Here is a 19,348-nt window from a genome sequence, read left to right as displayed (position 1 = left end):
CCTCGTTGCGCGGCATCTTGTCGCCAAATTCCGATAATTCTTGGCAAGCCGTCAAACCTTTGTCGCCAAACAGCGGTCATCTGCTACCATATTCGTAAAAGCATTCGACGGGAGGGACGTGCGTCATGGCCAGCGTGAAATCCGCGAGCAAGCCGAAGAAAAAAGCCACGGCAGCGATTAAAGCGGAGGAAAGGCCGGCCAGGCTTGCAGACTATCTGCTCGCCCGCGCGCCAGCTGAAGACATTGCTCCCTACGATGTGGCCGACCTGGAGCGGGCTGCCGATCTCGCCGGCCAGGCAGTCGCCACTCACAGGAAAGGCGAGTGCGTCGTCGCCGTCGATGCCGATTCGGGCGTTGTGCGAGACGGCCGCCCGATGACGGTTGTCACGGTCGTCAACGACAACATGCCGTTCCTGTTCGATTCCATCCTCGGCGAGATCACCGAGACATCGGGCGAACCGACCCTGGTCACCCATCCGGTTATCGTGGTGCGCCACGGCAAGGGCGGCGTGGAAGAAATCCTCGGCGACGGCAATTTCGCCAAGGACGATGGCAGCCACGACCGGCTTAGCGTCATCCATGTCCACATCCCGCGGCTGACATCCGAGCAGGCGAGCGGATTGAGCGAGCGGCTGCGCAAGATCCTTGGCCAGGTTCATGCCGCCGTTCACGACTGGAGGCCGATGCTGGCCCGCCTCGATCAAGCGATCTCGGAATTCCGCTATACGGCCGTGCCGCTCGACAAGAAGAGCGTTGCCGAGGCCCTCGCCTTCCTGGAGTGGCTGCGCGACGACAATTTCACCTTCCTTGGCATGCGCGAGTTCAAATACACCGGCGGCGAAGAAAGCGGTACGCTGGAGCGCGCTGAAAAGCCCGGCCTCGGCATCCTGTCCGACCCCGACGTGCTGGTGCTCAGGCGCGGCACCGAAGCGGTGACGACGACGCCGGAGATCCGCGCCTTCCTGCATGGGCCGGAGCCGCTGATCGTCACCAAGGCCAATGCCAAGTCTTCCGTGCACCGCCGCATCTATCTCGACTATATCGGCGTCAAGACCTATACCGCCAAGGGCACGCTCGCGGGCGAATTGCGCATCGTCGGTCTGTTCACCTCGACCGCCTACACGCGCTCGGTGATGAAGATCCCGTATCTCAGGTCCAAGGCCGAAACCATCATCGCCAAGTCCGGCTTCGACCGGCACGATCACTCCGGCAAGGCGCTGATCAACGTGCTGGAAAGCTATCCGCGCGACGAATTGTTCCAGGTGCCGGTGCCGATCCTGAGGAAGCACGCCGCTGCCATTCTGGGCCTGGTCGAGCGGCCACGCGTGCGGGCGCTGGTGCGCGCCGACCAGTTCGACCGTTTCGTCTCGATCCTCGTCTTCGTGCCGCGCGACCGTTACGACAGCGTCGTGCGCGAGAAGATCGGCTCGTATCTGAAGACCGTATTCGAAGGCCGGCTGTCGGCCTACTACCCGGCCTTTCCCGAGGGCGGGCTGGCGCGCGTGCACTTCATCATCGGCCGCTCCGGCGGCAAGACGCCGAAGGTCGAGCAAGCGACGATAGAGGCGGCGATCCGCGACATCGTGCGTACCTGGGAGGACGCCCTTTCCGATGCGGCCGAGGCCAGTGGCGGCGACCAGGCTTTGAAGGCGATTGCCGCGCGGCTGCCGGAAAGCTACCGCGATTCGTTCAGCGCGGCGGTGGCGCTGGCCGATGCCAGGCGCATTGCCAAGATCAGCGCCGGCAATCCGATCGCCATCGATTATTATCGTCATGCCGAGCAGAAACCGCATCAGGCGGCGCTGAAAATCTATCACCATGGCAGCCCGGTGGCGCTGTCGCGGCGGGTGCCGGTGCTGGAAAACATCGGCTTCCGCGTCATCAGCGAGCGCACCTTCGAGGTCGGCGACGAACAATCCGGCCTGGTCTTCATCCATGACATGGAGTTGGAGAACAGCTACGGCAAGCCGATCGACCTGACTGACGGCGGCGCGCTGTTCGAGGACGCTTTCCTCTCTGTCTGGCGAGGCGACGTCGACAATGACGGCTATAACGGCCTTGCCCAGACCGCCGGCTTGTGGTCGGGCGAGATCACCATCCTGCGCGCCTATGGCCGCTATCTGCAGCAGGTGGGCATTCCGCAAAGCCAGGATTTCATCGCCGCCGCGCTCAATCGTTATCCCGACATAGCGCGGGGCCTGCATGCGCTGTTCATCGCCCGGCTTGGCCCGACGGCCGAGACCGAAGGCGTGGTGGCCGCAAAGCACCTCAAGGCCAAGATCAAGGACGCGCTGGAGGATGTGCCGAACATCGATGACGACACCATCATCCGGCGCTATCTCAATCTGATCGAAGCCTCGTTGCGCACCAATCATTTCGTTGCCGATACGAAAGAGAAAGGCCAGTCGCTGGCGATCAAACTCGATTCGCACGCGGTCGAGGGCTTGCCGGCGCCGCGGCCGTGGCGAGAGATCTTCGTCTACGGTTCCGAGGTCGAAGGCCTGCATCTGCGCTTCGGTCCGGTGGCGCGCGGGGGCCTGCGCTGGTCCGACCGCGCCCAGGACTACCGCACCGAGGTGCTCGGCCTGGTCAAGGCACAGCAGGTCAAGAATGCCGTCATCGTGCCGGTTGGCGCCAAGGGCGGCTTCTATCCGAAGAAGCTGCCGATGAGCGCCGGTCGCGACGCGATCTTCGAGGCCGGCACCTCGGCCTACAAGAATTTCGTCTCCAGCCTGCTGTCGATCACCGACAATATCGGTCTCGACGGTGTCATCCCGCCGGCCGGCGTCATCAGACGCGACCCGGACGATCCGTATTTCGTCGTTGCCGCCGACAAGGGCACGGCGACCTTCTCCGACACCGCCAACGCGATCTCGGAGAAGCACGGCTTCTGGCTCGACGACGCCTTCGCCAGCGGCGGCTCGGCCGGCTATGACCACAAAAAGATGGGCATCACCGCCAAGGGCGCCTGGGAAGCGGTCAAGCGGCATTTCCGCGAGATCAACCGCGATATCCAGACCTCGTCCTTCACGGTCGTCGGGGTTGGCGACATGTCGGGCGACGTGTTCGGCAACGGCATGCTTTTGTCGCCGAAAACCCGGCTGATCGCCGCCTTCGACCATCGCGACATCTTCATCGACCCCGATCCCGACATGGCAGCCTCGATGGCCGAGCGCGAGCGCATGTTCGCGCTGCCGCGTTCGAGCTGGCAGGACTATGATAAGACGAAACTGTCGGAAGGCGGCATCATCGTCTCGCGCAACCAGAAATCGATCACCTTGCCGGCAGCAGCCGCGGCGGCGATCGGCCTGGCAAAGACCACCGCCACGCCGGTCGAGATCATGACCGCCATCCTCAAGGCACCGGTCGATCTCCTGTGGTTCGGCGGCATCGGCACCTATTTGCGATCATCGACAGAGACCAATGCCGAGGTCGGCGACCGCGCCAACGATGCCATTCGCATCACCGCGCTCGATGTCCGGGCGAAAGTGATCGGCGAGGGCGCCAATCTCGGCGTCACGCAGCGGGCGCGGATCGAGTTCGGCCTGAATGGCGGCCGCTGCAATTCCGACGCCATCGACAATTCGGGCGGCGTCAACTGTTCCGACGTCGAGGTCAACATCAAGATCGCGTTGGCATCCGCCATGCGCAAGGGATCGTTGACGCGCCCGGCACGCAACAAGCTGCTGGCCGAGATGACCGACGAGGTCGGCTCGCTGGTGCTGTCCAACAACTACCAGCAGACGCTGGCGCTTTCGATCGCCCGCAAGCGCGGCCTCGCCGACATCGCGCATCAGAGCCGTTTCATGACGGCGCTGGAGGCGCGCGGCCTGCTCGACCGCACTGTGGAGACGCTGCCGTCGCCGGCAGCGCTTGCCGAGCGCGAAGCGCGCGGCGAACCGCTGACGAGAGCCGAACTTGGCGTGCTGCTAGCCTATGCCAAGATCGTGCTGTTTTCCGACATCGTCGCCAGCGACGTGCCGGATGACGCGCATTTCGATCGCGATCTGATGGGCTATTTTCCCGACCGGATGGCGAAGAAATACGCCACTGAGATCCATGGCCACCGGCTGCGCCGCGAGATCATCACGCGGGTCGTCGCCAACGATCTGGTCAATCGCGGCGGCCCATCCTTCGTCAACCGGCTGCAGGAAGCCACGGGGCGCACCGCCGCCGACGTGGTGCGGACCTTCGCGATGGTGCGCGACGGTTTTGCGCTGCCGGCGCTCTATCGCGAGATCGATGCGCTCGACAACCAGATCGACGGCCAGGTGCAACTCGATCTCTATCAGATGGTCAGCCGGCTGATTTACGTGACCAGCGGCTGGTATCTCAAGAACGATGCCGGCACGGCACCCCTCGGCCAGAGCATCGCCGAGCTGCAGGAAGCACGCAAGGCGCTGGAACCCAAGCTCGTTTCGCTGCTGCCGGCTTTCTCGCGCGAGCGTATCGAGGAGAAGCGGCACGGGCTGTTCAAGAGCGGCGCGCCGGAAGGGCTGGCCGGGCAACTGGCGCTGAGCGAGGTGGCGGAACTTATCCCCGACATCGCGCTGACGGCGCGCACCGCCGGCGCCGATATCGTCGCCGCGGCCAAGGCGTTCTTCGCCGTCAGCGATGCCTTCCGCATCCCGCGTGTCGAGGACGCCGCACGCTCGATCACGCCTTCGGACTACTATGATCAGCTGGCACTGTCGCGCGCCACCGACACGATCGGCGCGGCACGGCGCGGCATCGCGGTGGCGGCACTCACCGGCCACGCCGGGACGGCGGACCCGGTGGCGGCCTGGCTGGACGCCGGTGGCGAGCGGGTGGCCCGCATCCGCGAGCGGCTGCAGGCGCTGACCGAGGGCGGCGACATCACCGTGTCGCGGCTGTCGGTGGCGTCGGGGCTGATGAGCGATCTGACGGGGATGTGAACCGCCGACGATCACCACACGCATCACCGGATGCGTGTGGCTCTTTTCGAATGCCATCCGCTTCGAAACCAGCGTTCTACAAGCTCACCAGGAATGTTTGAGCGTGCCGACGATCTTCAGCCGGTCGCCGTAAAATTCGGTTCCGTAATAGCTGGTTGTCAAATACTTCCGGTCGAACAGGTTCGTTGCGTTCAGGGCCAACGTCACGTCCTTGGTCATCTTGTAGCTGATCGCCGCATCCACCAGTGCGTAGCCGCCAATCGAAGTCGTGTTCGCGTCATCCCCGTAGGTTTGTCCGATATAGCGCACGCCTCCGCCGATGGTCAGGTCGCCACGCCGTCCCTCCTCGGGTAGCGTATAATCAACCCAGGCCGAAGCCAGGTGGCGAGGGACACGCTGCGGCCGATTGCCGGCATTTCCTCCAATACCGTCTTCCAGGATCTCGGCATCCCAGTAGGAATAGGCAAGTGTCAGGTTCAGGTTTTCCGCAATGGCGGCCTTGCCCTCGAGTTCGATGCCGCGGACGCCAACCTTGCCAATCTGCTGCTGGACAACAGGCGTGACATAGGTCGGAACATTGGTTTGGGTAAGGTCGAAGACCGCGGCCGTGAACAGGCCGTCGAAGCCGTCGGGCTTGTACTTGATGCCTGCCTCATACTGCCTGCCCTCTTGAGGCTTCAGCGAACCCGAGACCGCATATCCATTGGCGCTTGGCGCCACGAGCGGCTGGAAGCTTTCCGAATAGTTGGCGTAGACCGCGAGGTTCGGAGTGAATTTGTAGGTCAGGCCGGCGCGCTTGGTGAAGGCGGACGCCGTGTCGTCGTCCTGCGTTCCCGAGTCGGGATAGTCCGCCGTCGTATGCACGCGGTCCCAGCGCCCGCCCAAGGTGACGATCCAGCGGTCGTCAAACGTCAATTGCTCCTGGGCATAGACACCGACCGCCTGTTGCTTGACCCGCCAGTTCACGTAGGGGCCGAGATTGATGCAGGACAGACCGCAATAGGTCGGATTGTCGATGTCGATGGGACCGGCGGTGCCGAAGAGGATGTTTTCACGGGTGTTGTCGTTGGCGTAGTCGACGCCGACAAGCGTCTTGCTGCCGATCCCGTCCCAGCCCGTATCGTATTGCAACTGATTGTCGAAGGCATAGCGGTTGGACAGGCCATCGACGGAAAATGCCGTGCGGTCCGCCGTGGGGTCAAGCGACGCGCCGTAGACCTCGGCGTAGCCGAGGCTCAAATGCGTGTAGCGGGCATTGGAGCGGAAGGTGAGGTTCTCGTTGAACTCGTGCTCGAACTGGTAGCCGAGATCGACCTGCTCCGTGTTGAAGCGGTTGAAATCCGGCTCGCCCAGGAATGTGCCGATGTCGATATTGCCGCCAGCCGGGGTGCCGCGTGCGCCTGTGCCATCTCGCTTGTAATAGTCAGTCAGGATCGTGAGCGACGTTCCTTCCTCGGGCTTGATGGTCAACGCGGGCGCGATGTAAAGCCGATCGTCGTTGGAATAATCCCATCCTTGATCGCCATCCTTGGCCAGCCCGGTGAGCCGATAGGTCCACACGCCATCGGGGTCGATCGGCCCGCCAAAATCAACGCCAATCTCCTTGGTACCGTCGCCATAGGACGTGTAAATCTCCCCCTGCTTCTGGTCCAGCGGCCGCTTGGTGATGGCATTGACCAGTCCGCCAGGGCCGTTGAGACCAAAAAGCGTCGATGTCGATCCCTTCAGGACCTCCACGCGCTGAAGTCCGTAAGGCTCGAGACGGCTGGCCGTGAACCAAGCGGGGATGCGCGCCGTGAGACCATCGCGATAAGTGCCGAGCGATGTCTGGTCGAAACCGCGGATACGAATATAGTCGTATCGGTCATCGTTGCCGAACTCGTCGGTGAGGACGCTGGATGTGTAGGCCACGGCCTGCTGGAGGCTTTCGACATGGCGTGCCTCCAGTTCCTTCTGGGTTACCACTGAAACCGAGGCGGGAACGTCGACGATGGGCGTGTCGGTCTTGGTGCCGGTCGCCGTATCCTCGGCGACGATCGTTTGATCGGGCCCGACAAGGCGGTCCGACTTGCCGGTGACGACGATGGTTTCCAGTTGAGTTGCATCGTCCGGCGAAACCACCTCGGCCCGGCCGGCCCCCACCACTCCAAAAGATGCCGCTATCAAGGCACTGCTCGCAATCAATCGCCTTGCCTGAGTGCGCGACAATGCCTGTCGACCAATCGTCATCTCTTATTCCCTGTCAGACCAATATCGAGCCGTTCGACCGGCGACTTTCCGGCCCTGCGCGAGCGCAATTAGTCAAACTGGATAAAAAGAGTCAACTTAAATAATCAAGAAATTCGCGCCGGCGGCAATCGCCGCGAAGCAGGGGGTGGAGGACGGCGCCTGACCTTCGGTCCGACTTCCCCCACGAGAAAAAATAGGGCTTGGTCGCGCGTCGCGGACGAAAGCCAATTGCTGGGTTTTCGGACAACGAACGCCCGGCAGGGGCAAGGGACGGCACCAAGCTTGGTTCATTGCATGAGCGCATGAAACATGCAGACATGGCGCCCGACACGGAACCGGTGCCGGGGGATCATCATGACGGTAGAGACAGTGCAGCGTGCGTCCGGGCGCGGCATCTGGGGATGGATGTTGTTCGACTGGGCGGCGCAGCCGTTCTTCACCGTCGTCACCACCTTCATCTTCGGGCCTTATTTCGTGTCGCGGATGGCGAGCGATCCGGAAACCGGGCAGGCGGCCTGGGGCTACGGCATTGCCGCGGCCGGCCTTGTCATTGCAGTGCTGTCGCCGATCCTCGGCTCGATCGCCGACCAGACCGGACCGCGCAAGCCGTGGATCGCATTCTTTGCCGCGGTCAAGATCACCTGCCTTTGCATGCTTTGGTTCGCGGCCCCCGGTTCGAACCTTTTCCTGGTCGTGCTGTTCTTTTCGCTGGCGTCGGTGGCGGCGGAGTTTTCGACCGTGTTCAACGATTCGATGATGCCGCGCCTAGTGCCGAAGAGCGAGATCGGCCGGATTTCCAACATGGCCTGGGGGCTTGGCTATCTCGGCGGCATGATCGTGCTGGTCTTCGTCGTCGCCTGCCTGGCCGGTTCGCCTGAGACCGGCAAGACGATCATCGGCATCGACCCGCTCTTCGGGCTCGACCCGAAGCTCGGCGAGGACGCGCGCGCAACCGGGCCTTTGTCAGCCGGCTGGTACTTCCTGTTCATCCTGCCGATGTTCTTTTTCACCCCCGACGCCATCAAGGGCCTGCCGATCGGTCCGGCTGTCCGAGAGGGGCTGGCGGAGCTGAAAGTGACACTGGGCGAGGTGCGCAAGCGCAGCGGCATCTTCCGCTTCCTGGTAGCCCGCATGATCTATCAGGACGGCGTCAACGCGCTGCTGGCGTTGGGTGGCACCTTCGCCGCTGCGATGTTCCACTGGTCGATCACCGAGATCGGTATTTTCGGCATCATTCTCAACGTCGTCGCCATCTTCGGCTGCCTGGTTGCAGCCCGTCTCGATACGGCGCTTGGCTCAAAAACCATCGTCATGATCTCGCTGGTCCTGCTCAGTATCGCCACGATCGGCATCGTCTCGACCGGGCCGGGCTATACGTTGTTCGGCCTCTGGATGATGCCTGGACCGGACAGCGGCGGCCTGTTCGGCACGGCAGCGGAAAAAGCCTACATCTTCTTTGGCCTGTTGATCGGCGTGGCCTTCGGGCCGGTGCAGGCGTCGTCGCGATCCTATATGGCGCGCAGCGTCACGGCGGCAGAATCCGGCCGCTATTTCGGCATTTATGCGCTGGCCGGGCGGGCGACCAGTTTCCTGGCGCCGTTCATGGTCGCGTCGGTCACCCTGGCCAGCGGCTCGGCGCGGCTCGGCATGGCGGTGATCGTGCTGTTCCTGGGCATCGGCATGGCGATCCTGGTCAAGACGCCCTATCCGGCGGACCGGCCGGTGGGATAGGAGCGCCTCTTTCCTTCTCTCCCTGTGGAGAAGGTGGCCTCGCGAAGCGAGGTCGGATGAGGGGTGTTCCAGGGAACACCAACGTCTCACTTCGCTGGACACCCCTCAACCGTCTCGGCGCTACGCGCCGATCCACCTTCTCCCGCAAGGGGAGAAGGAAGAAGTGCGTCAATGCCGGAAATGCCTGATCCCCGTAAACACCATGGCGATGCCGTGCTCGTCGGCAGCGGCAATGACGTCCTTGTCGTTCATCGAACCGCCCGGCTGGATGACGGCGGTGGCGCCAGCGGCGATTGCCGACAGCAAGCCATCGGCGAAGGGGAAGAAGGCGTCGGAGGCGACGACCGAGCCCTTGGTCAGCGGTTCGGCAAGGCCGGCGGCCTCGGCGGCGTCGAGTGCCTTGCGGGCGGCGATGCGTGAGGAATCGACCCGGCTCATCTGGCCGGCGCCGATGCCGACGGTGGCGCCGTCCCTGACGTAGACGATGGCGTTGGACTTGACGTGCTTGGCGATGCGGAAGGCGAATCTCAGGTCGGCCATTTCGGCCGGCGTCGGCGCCCGCTTGGTCACCACTTTCAGTTCGAGGTCGTCGACGACGGCGTTGTCCCGGCCCTGGATGAGCAGGCCGCCGGCGACGGACTTGACCGTCGTGCCCGGCGTGCGCGGGTCCGGCAGCCCAACGGTGACCAGCAGGCGCAAGTTCTTCTTCGCCGCCACGATGGCCGCTGCCTCATCGGTGGCGCCGGGCGCGATGATCACCTCGGTGAAGGTTTTCACGATCTCTTCCGCCGCCTCGGCGTCGAGAGTACGGTTGACGGCGATGATGCCGCCGAAGGCCGAGACCGGGTCGCAAGCCAGCGCCTTGGCGTAGGCGGCTTTCAGCGAGGCGCCTTCGGCAACGCCGCACGGATTGGCGTGCTTGATGATGGCGACGGCGGCGGAAAGGTCGGGGTCGAACTCGCCGACCAGTTCGAAGGCGGCGTCGGTGTCGTTGATGTTGTTGTAGGATAGCTGCTTGCCCTGCAGCTGGCGCGCCGTGGCGACGCCCGGGCGCTTGTCGCCGTTGACGTAGAAGCCGGCGCTCTGATGCGGGTTCTCGCCATAGCGCATCACCTCGACCAACCTGCCGCCAAAGGCGCGCCATGTCGGATGTTCGATCTCGAGCGCCTCGGCGAACCAGCCGGAGATCGCCGCGTCATAGCTGGCGGTGCGGGCAAAGGCCTTGGCCGCCAGCTTCTTGCGGAAATCCAGCGACAGCGAGCCGATGTTCATCTCCAGCGCATTCAGCACCGAGGCGTAATCGCCGGGGTCGGTGACGATGGCGACATAGGCGTGGTTCTTGGCCGAGGCGCGGATCATCGCCGGCCCGCCAATGTCGATGTTTTCGACGATCGACGCGTAGTCGGCGCCGGAGCGGCGGACCTCCTCGAACGGATAGAGATTGGAGACGACGAGATCGATCGGCTCGATGCCGTATTTGCGCATTGCCGCGGAATGCTCCGGATCGTCGCGCACGCCAAGCAGCGCGCCATGCACCCCAGGATGCAAGGTCTTGACGCGGCCGTCCATGATCTCGGGGAAACCGGTGAGCTCGGAGACGTCGCGCACCGGAAGGCCCGCGTCAGCGATCGCCTTTGCCGTGCCGCCGGTCGAGACCAGCTCTACGCCTGCGGCTGCCAGCGCTTTGGCGAAATCGATGAGGCCGGTCTTGTCGAAAACGGAGAGCAGGGCGCGACGCACGGGAACAAGGTCTGGTGCGGGAATGTTCTTGGCGGCGACGGCCATGGGCTGGCAGCCTTTCACGACTGGTGTGATGGATGCCCGCGCCCGTAGCACATGCCGTCCGGAAATCAAACCGGCGGTCAGGTGGGGCAAGGCAACGAATCCGTATTAAAACGAAAAACCCGCCTGTGCGGCGGGTCACTGGCGCAAATCAGCACCATGGGCGAATTTGTACCATAGCTGAGGTCACCGAGTCAAGAAAAAATTCCTATCGTTGCCGACGCAAGCTGCCGATGCCGCCGAACTGGTTGTCGTCAGGCCTTTTGTTAACCTGCGTTCAAAGCCCTGCCAGGAGGATCAGTTGTTTTCCGGATGACCGGCGATGCTGGTGCGCGTCAGCTGCCAGTGGACTTCGGCGATTTCCGAGGCTTTGAAGGCAAGCACGATCTGGCGGCTGCGGCGCGGGCCGCCAAGACCGGCGAAATAGATTGATTCCTCGACTTCCGGCACCACCTCGGCTGCTGTGAACACCCAGGTGTCGGCCTGATCGGCGGCCAGCACCAGGCGATCATGCTCGTCTTGCAAAAGATTGACGTCGGGGTGAACGTGGAAACGGACAGTGACGAAGTCGCGGCCATTGTTGCGGATCGCGGCATTGCCGGGCCGCTGGAAGCGGTCGCGGCCGGCCAGCACGTTGCCGTTCGACGACAGCTTCAGCTCGCGCTCATGCAGGAAGCCGAAGCGCGGGACATAGCCGTCATGGCGGGCGATGAAGCCCTGAATGCCCTTCTGGTCGGTGCGCTTGCACTGCACATGCTGCGGGCCGCCGATCAGCGGCGAACCGAGCAGGTCGTTGACGCGCAGTGAATGGCTGAAGCGCGCCGACGAGGTGTCGTTGATGGTGGCGGTCGAGTGCGCGGCGGTGGCGCGCGCCAGCGGCCGGAATTCAGCCGCGCCATAGGTGTCGATGCCGGCATTGACGATGTAGTGCTGGCGGCCGGACGACAGTTCGAAGGCGAGACAGCTGGCGTGTGCGGCGTTGGACACATCGACCGGCGGCGGCGGGCCGGTGTCGGCGATGACCGTGGTGCCGCCCATCGACAGGCGCTCATAGCCGGAATGCGGCGCATGCAGCAGCGGCGCGCCGGCGGTGTCGTCGTGGCGCAGAATGGTGGCGATGCGGTCGTGGATGGTGGCGCCCATGCCGTTGAAGCGGGCGAGGCTGCCATCCTGATGGCGAAAGAAGCGCAGCGCCGGCAGCATGCGGTCGATGGCGCCGATCAGCGCCTGCGGCGGCGTTTCCGCCTGGTTGGCATAGGTCTGGCGCAGCGGCAGAAGGTCGGCGAGGATTTCCAGGACAACCATCGGATTGCGCGAAATATGCCCGCCATCGGCGAGGATCTGGCGGTCGAGTTCCTCGGCAAGATTGCGGGTCGCGCCACGCAGGGCCGATGCCGGCGCCGGCAGGGACAAGGCAGCGAAGGCGAGCGCGATGCGGGCCCGCAGCCTGTCCTTGCCGTCGGGCATTTCGCGCGCCATCGACCTGAGGTAGCGGATCTGGATGGCAACCGATTTCAGGAAGGCGCGGTAGAAAGGGAACTCAGCGCCCTGCAATACGACCGAGGAGTGCTGCAACCAGGCGATGATGCGCTTGGCCGTCGTGCCGGGCTCCCAGGCGATGCCGGAAATATGGCTGCCATGCATGGTGATCCAGTCGGAGACCAGGGCGCGGGCATTGGCGGCGGCAAGCTCGGTGCCGGCGGCGCGCATATGGCGCAGCCAGCGAAAGCCGTGCAGCGTCTTCTGCCAGCCGTGATTGGGCACGCTGATCTGGAAAGGCGACTTGCCGCCGGTCTCGACGAGATGCCCCGACAGGGGATAGCGGCCGTAATAGATCTCGAGTGCGATCTGCGGGTCGGCGAGGCGCAGATCCGGCGGTGCGATCAGCACACGTTCCGGCGTGCGGCCGGAATAGCGCCAGCGATAGATAGGCCCGGCGCGCAGGCGCCGGCGCGTTTTGCGCCAGAACTCCTTCGCGACAAGCGTCCACAGACGCGTCGTGCTGCTGGCAGCAAGTGCCAAAACCCCTCCTGATCGTCCTCTACCCCGGCGCCGAGTCTACATGATTGCACGATTCGTGCGAAGGCGAATTCCACGACCCCACGCCGGTTCACCTGGCTTTGCCCCCGATCCTACCCCAAAAAGTCAGTAAATCCGGGCAATTCAATCGCTAGCCGGCTCGCCGCATGCGAGCGGCGAAGAAACCATCGAGGCCCGAGCGTTCCGGCGCGCCGAGCTCCAGGTCGGCGGGCGTGGTGCGCAGCGTGCCTTGCGTCGTCAGGAACGGATCGATGCCGGCGATCTCGCCTTGCCGCAACGGATCGTTGGTGACTTCAGGCGTGCCGGCCAGAAAGGCGCGATAGAGATCCTCGCCTTCGAGCGGATCGAGCGAACAGTTGGAAAAGACGATCCTGCCGCCGGGCTTCACCAGCGTGACGGCGCGGGCGAGCAGCATGCGTTGCAGGTCGGCCAGTTTTTCGACATCGGCCGAAGTCTTGGTCCATGGCACGTCGGGATGCCGCCGCACCGTGCCGGTCGATGAGCAGGGCGCGTCGAGGAGCACGGCGTCGAACAAGCCCTTCGGCTCGTATTTGAGCAGGTCGGCCTGAACGATTTCGGCGGACAGGCCGAGACGCTCGAGATTCTGCGTCAGCCGCACGAGCCGGTTTTTTGACGTGTCGACGGCGGTGACCTTCGCACCGGCAACGATCAGCTGCGCCGTTTTGCCGCCGGGCGCGGCGCAGAGATCGGCAACCCGCAATCCCGTGACATCGCCGAACAGCCGGGCCGGCAGGCTGGCCGCGGCGTCCTGGACCCACCAGGCGCCCTCGGCAAAGCCAGGCAATTCAGTGACAGGACCGACAAGATTCTCGACCCGCACCGTGCCGGTCGGCAGGACGATGCCGCCGAGTTTTTCGGCCCAGAGACCGGGATCGGCCTTGACCGAGAAGTCGACCGGCGCCTCAACGCGATGCGCTTCGAGGATCTGTCTGGCCTTCTCGTTGCCGTAGGTGGTCTTCAGCCGATCGGAAAACCACTTTGGCGCTTCGTCGGTGGCGGCAAGGGCGGCAGGCAATTCCGTTTCCTTGGCACGTGCCAGTGTGCGCAGAACGCCATTGACGAGGCCGGAGAAGCGCACCGTGCGCGGATCGGACTTGGCATGGGTCACCGCAATGTCGACGGCGGCGCTGTCGGGAATATCGAGGAACAGGATCTGAGCTGCGGCCACATGCAATATGTGCGACAAAGCGGTGGCATTAGGCGGCAGCGGCTTTTCCAGGCGCCGCGCCAGCAGCCCTGATATGGTCATGCGATAGCGCAGCGCGGTGACCAGGATGGCGCGGACAAGGCCGCGATCGCGCATGTCGAGCGCCTTGTATTGCGGGTGGCCGTTTTCGTGATCGGTCAGCCCATCAAGCGGCGTCCTGGCGTCGATGACGGCGGCAAGCAGGCGCGCCGCCGCCTTGCGTGCGGCGAGACCGGCAACGAAGTCGCCGCCGTCCCTGTGTTCCTGATCACCTGAAACCGTGCGTCGTGGTCCTCTGTGCGCCACGCTCACGACCACCGGCCCTTGGGCCCGGTCGGATTGCGACCCCATGGGTTGGATTTGGGCTTGGCGGGCTCCGCCGGCTGCTCGGGCTGCGCTGCCTCGCCCCACGGGCCGGATGGCCGCGGTTGATCTGCATGCCGTGGCGTCGACGCCTGGCGCGGGGCGGCCTGGGTTTCGCCTTGCATCTGCTGCGCCATCGCCTGCAAGGCTGCGATGCGGTTCTCAGTGGCGGGGTGGGTGGAGAACAGGCTGTCCATGCGCTCGCCGTGAAGGGGATTGATGATGAAGAGATGCGCGGTCGCGGGATTGCGCTCGGCATCGGGGTTGCGGATGCGTTCGGCGCCGCGGGCGATCTTGTCAAGCGCCGATGCCAGCCAGAGCGGGTGTCCACAGATTTCAGCGCCACGCCGGTCGGCCTCGTATTCGCGGGTGCGGCTGACCGCCATCTGCACGACCATCGCGGCAAAGGGCGCTACGATCATCGCCGCCAGCACGCCGACGAAGCCGAACGGATTGTTGTCGCGATTGCCACTGAAAAAGAAGGCGAAATTGCCGAGCATCGAGATGGCACCGGCAAAGGTGGCGACGATCGTCATGGTGAGCGTGTCGCGGTGCTGCACATGGGCGAGCTCGTGCGCCATGACGGCTGCGACCTCTTCAGGCGTCAGCGCTTGTAACAGGCCGGTGGAGGCAGCAACCGCCGCGTTCTGCGGGTTGCGGCCGGTGGCAAAGGCGTTCGGCTGCGGGTTGTCGATCAGATAGGTCTTCGGCATCGGCAGGCCGGCCTGTTTGGCCATTGCCTGGACGATGGCGTAATATTCGGGCGCGTTCCTTTCGTCGACCTCGACGGCACGGTTCATCGACAGCACCATCTTGTCGGCATTCCAGTAGCTGAACAGATTGGTGCCGGCCGCGAACAGGAAGGCGATCATCATGCCGCCGGTTCCGCCGATCAAAAAGCCGACGCCCATGAACAGCGCCGTCATCGCGGCAAGAAGCATGGCGGTGCGGATGGTGTTCATCGTCTGCTCCTGTCGAAATGGCACCGAAAAGGGGTCGATCGTCGTGCGGTCATGGCTATATGATGGGAAACGCCAGTTCCTGTTTCAATTGACCGGGCTCAATCTGCCGAGATTATCGCATGACCGACGAAATCAGTAAAACAGGCGCCGCTTCTGCCGAAGCGTCATCGCAGAGAGAGCTAACGCCGGCCGCACGCCGTGCGTTGGCCGAGGCCGCAGCGCGGCGGGAAGGCTACCGCGAAAAGGAGGCCGCGCTGCCGAAGGAGATCGGCGGCCGCGGCGGCAAGGAGCCAGGGCGCTACGGCGACTGGGAGGTAAAGGGCCTCACCAGCGATTTCTAGATGCCGCCTAGGCGGCGTTGCGCTGCGGCTCGAGCGCGATCCAGCCACGCTCGTCGACGGTGATGCCGACCATGTCGTAGCCTGCGATCGCGGCATGTTGCGTTGGCAAGGGGTGCTTGTGCGTGGCGCTGATGACCATGACCGCCGCGCCCGCCGCTTCGGCTGCCGCGATGCCAGCTGGAGCATCCTCGAAGACGAGGCAATCGCGCGCGTCGAAGCCGAGCCGTTCCGCGCCAAGCCGGAAGCAATCGGGCGCCGGCTTGCCGCGGGAGACATCTTCCGCCGCGACGATGATGGCCGGGACGGGGATGCCGGCGGCCTTCATGCGCAACAGCGCCAGCTCACGTGGGGCGGAGGTGACGATTGCCCAGCGTTCGGGCGGCAGCGAATCGAGAAATGCCACGGCGCCTGAGATCTGGATAATGCCATCGAGATCGGCCGCCTCGGCCTTCAGCAGCAGATCAGCCTCGTATGCCGGGTCGACGCCCGGCAGTGCCAGGCCGGTGATGGTCTCGATCGCGCGCACGCCATGGATCGTCGGCAGGAAGGCGGCGACGTCGAGCCCCTGGCGGAGAGCCCAATTGCTCCACACCCGTTCCGCCGAGGCGATGGAATTGATGAGCGTGCCGTCCATGTCGAAGAGGAAGGCCGCGAATTTTCTGCCTGAATACATGATTTTCCTTGAGTCCGGGGAGGCGCTTGGTCGGGTGGCCGAACCTAACGTCTCGACTGCGGCAGGGGAAGACACGGGGGCGTGCTTTTCGATCGTCCCAGGGAACCACGATATCCTCCGGGCGTTTGGGAAGGACTGCTTCTCACAACAACGATCGAAGGGGGACCAACGGTGCTGATCCGGCTCGGCTACGAAATCGCCATCGAATGCGTAGCCGCCACGCCGGTGATTTCAGTGCTCGAGATCCATCGGGACAGGCAGGGCGACATCAAGCGGCAGACGCGGGTGCTGACCTCGCCCGCGGTGCCGACAAGACTGTACCACGATCTGCATGGCAATGCCTGCCGGCGCTTCACAGCGCCCGCCGGTGGTTTTCGCATCCTGTACGACGCGGTCGTAGAGGACAGCGGCGAGACGGACGAGGTAAACACCCTGGCCAGGGAAGTGCCGGTGGCGGATCTGCCCGACGAAGTTCTCGGTTATCTCCTCGGCAGCCGCTATTGCGAGACGGATCATCTGAGCAGCCTGGCCTGGCAGCTCTTCGGTGACATCCCGTCTGGCTGGGCGCGCGTGCAGGCGATCGTCGACTATGTCCACAACCGGCTGTCGTTCGGCTATGGCTATGCGCGCTCGACCCGCACCGCGGCTCAGGCGCATGAGGAGCGCGTCGGGGTCTGCCGCGACTTCGCCCATCTGGCGATCACGCTTTGCCGCTGCATGAATATTCCGGCACGCTATGTGAACGGCTATCTCGGCGATATCGGCGTGCCAGCCGATCCGGCGCCGATGGACTTCTCGGCGTGGCTGGAAGTGTTCCTCGACGGCAAATGGTACACGTTCGATCCTCGCCACAACACGCCGAGAATCGGCCGTATCGTCATCGCCCGTGGCCGCGACGCCACCGACGTGCCGCTGCTGCACAGTTTCGGCCCCCACCGGCTCAGCCTGTTCAAGGTGTGGACCCATGAACAGGAAGGCAATCTGTTCAACCCGCCCTACCACGGCATCGACAGGACCGTCAGCGCACAGATGCTGGCGTAATCGCGACGCCTACCGATGCGACAGGGTGGCAGCGAGGTTCTTTCTAGGCGCAACTTTCGGGACACATGGTCCGCTTCGGCACAGTGAGCTTGTGCCGCAACAGGACGCCGTCGATGGCGTCGCGATGCCTCGGGCCAGATCATGGTAAGCGGCTCGTAAACGCCAGCGCCACGGCGAGTTCCCGTTTACCAACCGTTCACCTTTATGGGTTCCAAAATTCAACAAAAACAATGGCTTGCTCTTGGAAAGCCAGCTCTCCGCCAGGCCAAGGCATCATCCGGCGGGAATCCTGCATTGCCCTTTGCGCGGCGACGAGGCCGAGGCGAGTGGAGGCTGTAGGATGCGGAATTACGGGGGTCTTGTTCACGCGGTCGGCGGCTTCGCCAGAGATCGCGGTGGAAATTTCGCGGTCCTGTTCGGCCTTAGCGCCTCGGTCTTGGCGCTGGCAGCGGGCTTCTCGGTCAACGTATCGCAGCTCTACAATGCCAGATCGAGCCTCCAAGGCGTGGTCGACGCCGCGGTCACGTCGACGGCACGCGACCTGACGACCGGCGCCATCAAGGAAGCCGATGCCGACACATCGGTGCAGGCCTTTCTCGACGCCAACAGCCAGGCAGGCATTCTGCAGGCCGACCAGATCGTGCTCGACAGGTTGATCGTCGACAGGACTGCCAAGACGGTTCAGGCCGACGCCCATATCGATGTCGCGCTGTACTTTCCGATTTTCGGCACGGGCGACATGAAACGCGTCACCGCTTCCACAACGGCGCTCTATTCGGACAAGACCGTCGAAGTGGCGATGATGCTGGACATAACGGGATCGATGGCCAAGCGCGGCAAGGTCGACAAGATCGGCGATCTGAAAGCTGCTGCAAAAAATGCTGTTCTGACGATGCTGCAGAAGCAGGATCCGCAGAACCCCCGCATCCGCGTCGCGATTGTGCCTTATGCATCTGGCGTCAACGCCGGCAAGCTGGCGGAAAACATCTATGCCGAGAAGCAAGGCAGCTCTGAGCTGCCACCCGTCGCCGGCAGTCCGCTTCTCGTCGCCAAGACAGGCAAAAATCTGCTGCCGTCCTTCAGCGACTACATCTCCATTGTCGGCGCGGCGATGCCACGCCCCGACAATTGCGCCACCGAGCGCAAGGACAAGAACGGCAACGCGGATATGAGCGCCGACGGCCCAGACACTGTTCGCACCGACAGGAACGGCAAGAAATACTATGCCCTGGTCAACCGGGACGATCATCTCGGCGGAGGTATGAACAGGTGCCCTGGTGCGGAGGTGATCCCGCTGACCGCCGACTCCGATGCATTGCTTGAATCGATCGAGGACTTCCAGGCCGATGGCTACACGGCCGGCGCGATCGCCATTCAGTGGACCTATTATATGCTGTCGCCGCAATGGCGCACTGCAATCAGGAACGCCGGTCTCGGCAAAGGCGCCTCGGATGCCGATCCGAAGAAGATCGCCAAGGTCGCGATCCTGATGACCGATGGCCAGTTCAATACCGCCTTCGCCGGGGCTGGGGACAGGTACAACAGCCAGGGCAACCTTGCGCGCGGCAACGCCGAAACGCTGTGCGAAAACATGAAAAATGATGGCATCGAGATTTTCACCATTGGCTTCGATCTGGACGACAAGGACATGTCGGCAACCGAGCGGGACCAGGCAAAGGCGGTGCTGAAGGACTGTTCGTCGAAGGATACCTCCGCCGCCAAGAGGCATTTCTTCGACGTGTCCACCGGAGCCGAATTGGACGACGCCTTTCAGGAGATCATTCGCAACACCGAAAAGGTCGCATTGACCCAGTAGTCCGCAAACGGAAAAGGCCGCCGCTTCTTTCGAAGCCGGCGGCCTTCCGTGTTTCCGTCCGTGGCGCGGCCTTGGCGGCGACCTATCGGGTCACCCGCCGCGCATTTCGCGCCTTAACGGGAAGACTGCTTCCCGAAAGTGCAATCCGCTGAGGCCACGTTCTGGAAAACGAAATCACTCGACATCGGATCACCTCCTTTCGATTTGTTGAACACATACTGATGATGGGGTGCATTGCAGCAAAAGA

The 19,348-nt window shown here is 63.6% G+C and carries 11 protein-coding genes; 5 read left to right on the top strand and 6 right to left on the bottom strand.

Going from position 1 to position 19,348, the window contains the following annotated elements; translation table 11 throughout:
• Nucleotides 1-125: 125 nt before the first annotated feature.
• Nucleotides 126-4,916, top strand: coding sequence for an NAD-glutamate dehydrogenase (locus EOB80_RS16685; protein WP_127328634.1), 4,791 nt, complete (start codon nucleotides 126-128; stop codon nucleotides 4,914-4,916).
• Between the two features lie 84 nt (nucleotides 4,917-5,000).
• On the opposite strand, the gene EOB80_RS16680 is transcribed toward EOB80_RS16685, so the two are convergent.
• Nucleotides 5,001-7,145 carry a TonB-dependent siderophore receptor gene (locus EOB80_RS16680; RefSeq protein WP_127328633.1) on the bottom strand — a complete coding sequence of 715 codons (2,145 nt, stop codon included), beginning with the start codon at nucleotides 7,143-7,145 and terminating at the stop codon, nucleotides 5,001-5,003.
• A 354-nt stretch (nucleotides 7,146-7,499) separates the two neighbouring features.
• Between EOB80_RS16680 and EOB80_RS16675 the strand changes: the two genes are divergently transcribed.
• Complete coding sequence (locus EOB80_RS16675) at nucleotides 7,500-8,876, top strand: MFS transporter (RefSeq protein ID WP_127328632.1); 1,377 nt, start codon at nucleotides 7,500-7,502, stop codon at nucleotides 8,874-8,876.
• Between the two features lie 168 nt (nucleotides 8,877-9,044).
• Here EOB80_RS16675 and purH read toward each other — a convergent pair whose 3' ends face one another.
• The 4 genes from purH to htpX form a co-directional block, all read right to left on the bottom strand.
• Nucleotides 9,045-10,661: a bifunctional phosphoribosylaminoimidazolecarboxamide formyltransferase/IMP cyclohydrolase gene (purH, locus tag EOB80_RS16670; RefSeq protein WP_127328631.1), complete on the bottom strand. Its 1,617-nt coding sequence runs from the start codon at nucleotides 10,659-10,661 to the stop codon at nucleotides 9,045-9,047.
• 294 nt (nucleotides 10,662-10,955) lie between these two features.
• Nucleotides 10,956-12,680, bottom strand: a complete 1,725-nt coding sequence (locus EOB80_RS16665) for a heparinase II/III family protein (protein WP_127328630.1) — start codon at nucleotides 12,678-12,680, stop codon at nucleotides 10,956-10,958.
• A 148-nt stretch (nucleotides 12,681-12,828) separates the two neighbouring features.
• Nucleotides 12,829-14,217 (bottom strand): RsmB/NOP family class I SAM-dependent RNA methyltransferase, encoded by a 1,389-nt coding sequence (locus EOB80_RS16660; RefSeq protein WP_245466366.1) that lies wholly within the window; start codon nucleotides 14,215-14,217, stop codon nucleotides 12,829-12,831.
• A complete protein-coding gene (htpX, locus tag EOB80_RS16655) occupies nucleotides 14,214-15,230 on the bottom strand; it encodes a zinc metalloprotease HtpX (RefSeq protein WP_127328628.1) in 1,017 nt (338 codons plus the stop codon). Before htpX ends, EOB80_RS16660 begins: the two co-directional genes overlap by 4 nt.
• A 119-nt stretch (nucleotides 15,231-15,349) precedes the next feature.
• Between htpX and EOB80_RS16650 the strand changes: the two genes are divergently transcribed.
• Complete coding sequence (locus EOB80_RS16650) at nucleotides 15,350-15,571, top strand: DUF1674 domain-containing protein (RefSeq protein WP_127322100.1); 222 nt, start codon at nucleotides 15,350-15,352, stop codon at nucleotides 15,569-15,571.
• A 7-nt stretch (nucleotides 15,572-15,578) separates the two neighbouring features.
• On the opposite strand, the gene EOB80_RS16645 is transcribed toward EOB80_RS16650, so the two are convergent.
• A complete protein-coding gene (locus EOB80_RS16645) occupies nucleotides 15,579-16,244 on the bottom strand; it encodes an HAD-IA family hydrolase (protein WP_127301864.1) in 666 nt (221 codons plus the stop codon).
• Nucleotides 16,245-16,415: 171 nt separating this feature from the next.
• Between EOB80_RS16645 and EOB80_RS16640 the strand changes: the two genes are divergently transcribed.
• Nucleotides 16,416-17,285, top strand: a complete 870-nt coding sequence (locus EOB80_RS16640) for a transglutaminase family protein (RefSeq protein ID WP_127322101.1) — start codon at nucleotides 16,416-16,418, stop codon at nucleotides 17,283-17,285.
• Nucleotides 17,286-17,625: 340 nt separating this feature from the next.
• Nucleotides 17,626-19,101 carry a TadE/TadG family type IV pilus assembly protein gene (locus EOB80_RS16635; protein WP_127328627.1) on the top strand — a complete coding sequence of 492 codons (1,476 nt, stop codon included), beginning with the start codon at nucleotides 17,626-17,628 and terminating at the stop codon, nucleotides 19,099-19,101.
• Nucleotides 19,102-19,348: the final 247 nt, after the last annotated feature.

The sequence above is a fragment of the Mesorhizobium sp. M7A.F.Ca.MR.245.00.0.0 genome (assembly GCF_003997415.1).
Lineage (GTDB): Bacteria > Pseudomonadota > Alphaproteobacteria > Rhizobiales > Rhizobiaceae > Mesorhizobium.
The sequence above is the reverse complement of the archived record's forward strand: the minus strand, read 5'-3'. Positions and strand labels throughout refer to the sequence as shown.

Coding starts and splice junctions, on each gene's coding strand:
- EOB80_RS16685 (WP_127328634.1), top strand. CDS start 126: ATGGCCAGCGTGAAATCCGCGAGCAAGCCGAAGAAAAAAGCCACGGCA.
- EOB80_RS16680 (WP_127328633.1), bottom strand. CDS start 7,145: ATGACGATTGGTCGACAGGCATTGTCGCGCACTCAGGCAAGGCGATTG.
- EOB80_RS16675 (WP_127328632.1), top strand. CDS start 7,500: ATGACGGTAGAGACAGTGCAGCGTGCGTCCGGGCGCGGCATCTGGGGA.
- purH (WP_127328631.1), bottom strand. CDS start 10,661: ATGGCCGTCGCCGCCAAGAACATTCCCGCACCAGACCTTGTTCCCGTG.
- htpX (WP_127328628.1), bottom strand. CDS start 15,230: ATGAACACCATCCGCACCGCCATGCTTCTTGCCGCGATGACGGCGCTG.
- EOB80_RS16650 (WP_127322100.1), top strand. CDS start 15,350: ATGACCGACGAAATCAGTAAAACAGGCGCCGCTTCTGCCGAAGCGTCA.
- EOB80_RS16645 (WP_127301864.1), bottom strand. CDS start 16,244: ATGTATTCAGGCAGAAAATTCGCGGCCTTCCTCTTCGACATGGACGGC.
- EOB80_RS16635 (WP_127328627.1), top strand. CDS start 17,626: ATGCGGAATTACGGGGGTCTTGTTCACGCGGTCGGCGGCTTCGCCAGA.